At 40.4% G+C, this 4,313-nt stretch carries 4 protein-coding genes; 2 read left to right on the top strand and 2 right to left on the bottom strand.

The genetic code is table 11. The annotated features are described in order from the left end of the window. Window positions 1–52: 52 nt before the first annotated feature. Window positions 53–1,426, bottom strand: coding sequence for a signal recognition particle protein (ffh, locus tag CXF78_RS13140; protein ID WP_011638369.1), 1,374 nt, complete (start codon window positions 1,424–1,426; stop codon window positions 53–55). A gap of 282 nt (window positions 1,427–1,708) precedes the next feature. On the opposite strand from ffh, the gene CXF78_RS13145 reads away from it, so the two are divergent. Both CXF78_RS13145 and CXF78_RS13150 read left to right on the top strand, forming a co-directional pair. Then, window positions 1,709–2,497 (top strand): cytochrome C assembly family protein, encoded by a 789-nt coding sequence (locus tag CXF78_RS13145; RefSeq protein WP_011638370.1) that lies wholly within the window; start codon window positions 1,709–1,711, stop codon window positions 2,495–2,497. A gap of 152 nt (window positions 2,498–2,649) precedes the next feature. Beyond that, entirely contained in the window at window positions 2,650–3,930 is a 1,281-nt protein-coding gene (locus tag CXF78_RS13150) for an HlyC/CorC family transporter (protein WP_011638371.1), read from the top strand. 61 nt (window positions 3,931–3,991) lie between these two features. On the opposite strand, the gene CXF78_RS13155 is transcribed toward CXF78_RS13150, so the two are convergent. Next, window positions 3,992–4,313, bottom strand: a 322-nt coding sequence (locus tag CXF78_RS13155; protein WP_145991440.1) for an Mpo1-like protein, incomplete at its 5' end; no start/stop codon positions are given.

Raw genomic sequence — 4,313 nt, forward strand, 5'->3', positions numbered from 1 at the left:
CCAACTGATTGAATTTAAAAATTACTAGTTTTGCTCTTGAAAGATGCTGTTATTATCTACCAGGAAACTTCATTCCTGGTGGTAACATTCCGCCCATTCCGCGCATCATCTTCTTCATTCCACCCTTGCCAGACATCTTTTTCATCATTTTCTGCATTTGGGTAAATTGCTTCAATAAGCGGTTTACATCTTGAATTTGGGTACCAGAACCGCCAGCGATTCTACGTTTACGAGATCCTTTAATCAAATCTGGATTCTTACGTTCTTTAGACGTCATTGAATTAATAATGGCTTCCATTTGTCCGGTCATTTTACCGTCTTGAACCTGAGCCAATGCTTCTGGTGGTAATTGTCCCACACCAGGAAGCTTCTCAAGCATGTTCATCATTCCGCCCATGTTTTTCATTTGCTGTAATTGCTCACGAAAATCTTCTAGGTCGAAACTGCCGCCAGATTTAACTTTTGAAGCCAGCTTCATCGCTTTGTCTTTATCGACGCCACGTTCAACTTCTTCAATTAAAGACAACACATCACCCATTCCGAGAATACGCGAAGCAATACGGTCTGGATGGAAAGGTTCTAGAGCATCGGTTTTCTCACCAACACCTAAAAATTTAATCGGTTTACCTGTGATACTGCGAATCGATAACGCAGCACCACCGCGAGCATCACCATCAACTTTGGTTAAGATAACACCCGTCAAAGGTAAAGCTTCATTGAATGCTTTAGCCGTATTGGCGGCGTCTTGCCCCGTCATCGCATCAACAACAAATAACGTTTCTACCGGATTGACAGTTGCATGCAGCTGTTTGATTTCATCCATCATGGCTTCATCAACGTGCAGGCGACCTGCTGTATCGACAATCACCACATCAATGAATTTTAATTTTGCATAGTTTATTGCTGCTTTAGCAATATCAACAGGCTTTTGGCTCACGTCAGACGGAAAGAATTCAACCTCGACTTCTGTAGCCAATGTCTCAAGTTGCTTAATCGCTGCTGGACGGTATACGTCAGCACTAACAACAAGGACTGATTTTTTATGACGAGTGCGTAAAAACTTACCTAATTTGGCTACCGAGGTTGTTTTACCCGCGCCTTGAAGACCCGCCATCATGATCACGGCTGGAGGTATTGCCGCTAGGTCGAGGGCTTCATTCGCCTCACCCATGGCTTTTTCAAGCTCATTTTGGACAATTTTAATAAACGCTTGCCCTGGGCTTAAGCTTTTTGACACCTCTTGACCCACAGCGCGTTCTTTTACGCTGTTAACAAAGTCTCTAACAACAGGTAAAGCTACATCCGCCTCAAGCAGCGCCATACGCACTTCACGCAGGGTTTCTTTAATGTTGTCTTCTGTTAAGCGACCACGGCCACTAATGTTTTTTAGTGTGCGTGAAAGTCTGTCAGATAAATTTTCAAACATTGAGCGGCTCTTTTAAGCATATCGATAATTGTGCCCATTATACCCAAGCCACTCTAAATTACGATACTTGCAACACGAAGAACTTAAACACTGGCTCATTTTGAGTAAATAAACTGTAGCTAAAGGCAGGAAACTGTTAAATTTTGGGTCTTAGGTCACTGCCATATTAGGCCCTGATCATGTTAATCTAATAAAATAATGAAAATGTGATGCTTTGATAGTATTGTTCAACACTCACAGCGCAGTTTTTCAGCATTAATTACTATGATAGGTTGAGTCTCAATGGTTATTTTTTCAGCGGCAGCCATGCTGTTTTATTGTTTAGCTTTGGTTTTAGTAACAAGCCGACTTTTTCATGTTGAAGGGCCTAACCGTAAGGCCGTTATGGTGGCTTCTGGTATTGCCGTCATCATGCACGGTTTTGCGCTTTCGAATGCAGTGTTTACCGTAGATGGACAAAACTTTAGTTTAACCAACGTGATTTCATTGGTTAACTGGATTATTGCATTAACGTTCACTATCACAATGCCTCGACTTAAAGTCATCATTGTTGTTCCCGTTGTGTATGCCTGCTCAATTTTATCAGTAGCACTTCTATGGTTAGTGCCACCGCAGTTTATTACTCACTTTGAAATACACCCTGAGCTCCTAGCGCATGTAGTATTATCACTTATGGCGTATAGCGCCTTGATGATAGCGGCTATGTATGCAATTCAGCTGTTGTTTATCCAGAATAAACTGAAGAAAAAACAGATGATGATGAGCCCTGCTATGCCACCATTAATGACGGTTGAAAAGCAACTTTATCACCTCATCATAATTGGTTTTATCTTACTCAGTTTATCGCTGGTAACAGGATTTGTATTTTTAGATGATATGTTTGGCGACGGTAAAGGCCATAAAGCAATATTGTCCATAATCGCTTGGGTGGTTTACGCCGTGATGTTGTGGCAGCAATATACAGTTGGCTGTAGAATCCGTACCGCAGTGATTTATAGCTTATCGGGTGCAGGCTTACTATCGCTAGCTTATTTTGGCGCTAGAGTTGTTAAAGAATTGATATTAAACTGATTTTAATATTTCTACACTGAATAAGCTTTTCTATTCTGTTGAAAAATAACCAAGATTACTTGACACTAACGGCCAATAATAAATAATGGCCGTTAAATTTATGACAATTTGGCCAATAGGCCAATTTCACACCACTTCATGGGGCCCCTTTTTTGGACGCTATATCTACCAGCGCACTCCTTATTTTCCTTTTGGTTTTAATCGTGATTTCTGCTTATTTTTCTGGTTCAGAAACCGCAATGATGAGCCTCAACCGATACCGCTTACGACATCTTGCGTCCAATGACCACAAAGGTGCCCAGCGTGCCTTAAAGTTATTAGATCGCCCAGATCGACTCATTGGCTTGATTCTCATCGGCAATAACCTGGTTAACATTCTTGCATCAGCAATTGCGACTATTATCGGTATGCGCTTATTTGGTGATATGGGTGTTGCTATTGCTACAGGTGTTCTGACTATTGTGGTGTTAGTGTTTGCAGAAGTCACACCAAAAACGTTTGCGGCTTTGCACCCTGAACGTATTGCATTCCCGTCGAGTATTTTATTAGGCTGGTTATTAATATTGCTGTCGCCATTAGTGAAAGCAATCAACTTAATTACCTCCATGTTTTTACGTTTGATGGGTATTAAAACAGTTAAAACAAGTGATGCGTTAAGCCAAGAAGAACTGCGTACCGTTGTGCATGAAGCTGGAGCACTGATCCCACAGCGTCACCAAGAAATGTTATTGTCGATTTTAGATTTAGAAAAAGTCACCGTCGAAGACATTATGATTTCGCGTTCAGATATTTATGCGATTAACGTCAATGACGACTTTAAATTGATAAATAAGCAAGTGATTCAAAGTCCGCATACTCGAGTATTAGTCTATCGCGATAACATCGATGATGCAGTCGGGTTTATCCACTTACGCGATGCATTACGCTTACAATCTAAAGAGCAATTCAGCAAGTCGTCATTATTACGGGCTGTTAAGGAGTTATACTTTATTCCTGAAGGCACACCACTAAACGTTCAATTGACTAATTTCCAGCAAAATAAAGAACGTATAGGCTTGGTTGTTGATGAGTATGGTGATATTCAGGGTTTAGTCACACTCGAAGATATTCTAGAAGAGATTGTCGGTGACTTCACTACCTCGATGCTGACCACAGCAAGTGAAGACATTAATATCCAACAAGATGGTAGTTTCTTAATTGATGCCACGATTAACATTCGTGACCTTAATAAAGAAATGAAATGGAATCTTCCGATTGATGGCCCTAAAACCTTAAATGGCCTTATCATTGAATTTCTCGAAGATATTCCAGCTGCAAACACCAGCTTACGCATCGTTGATTATCAAATAGAAGTTATCGATGTTGCGGATAATATGATTAAAACAGTCAGAGTTTTACCCAGTAATTTAACGTTAATTGATGATAACGAATAGATTTTCACACATAAAAAAGGCGCTGAAAGCGCCTTTTTTATTGCCATGAATTCGTCATTCATTACAACGCACGACGTTTAGCCTCTAAAGCACGGCGTTTATCACGTGCAATTGGGGTAATTTCTGCGGCTAAGTCTTTCTCCAAACCCAATATAAAATAAAACTCTGCCATCAAAAAAAATGGCCCAATCAGAAGCTGATTGAGATCATCCATAAAAGCAGGTTTAGCCTTTTCATATTTATGGCCAATAAACTGAATAACCCAGCCAATAACAAAAATACTAATGGCAATGATAAAGGAATGTGAAGTATGAACAACCAGCTCAGTGGTATATAACACCGGCAGAATGAACAATACTAATCCAAGTGCCAGGCGCATATGA

This window comes from Shewanella sp. 11B5 (genome assembly GCF_002836795.1).
Lineage (GTDB): Bacteria > Pseudomonadota > Gammaproteobacteria > Enterobacterales > Shewanellaceae > Shewanella > Shewanella frigidimarina.

Coding starts and splice junctions, on each gene's coding strand:
- ffh (WP_011638369.1), bottom strand. CDS start 1,426: ATGTTTGAAAATTTATCTGACAGACTTTCACGCACACTAAAAAACATT.
- CXF78_RS13145 (WP_011638370.1), top strand. CDS start 1,709: ATGGTTATTTTTTCAGCGGCAGCCATGCTGTTTTATTGTTTAGCTTTG.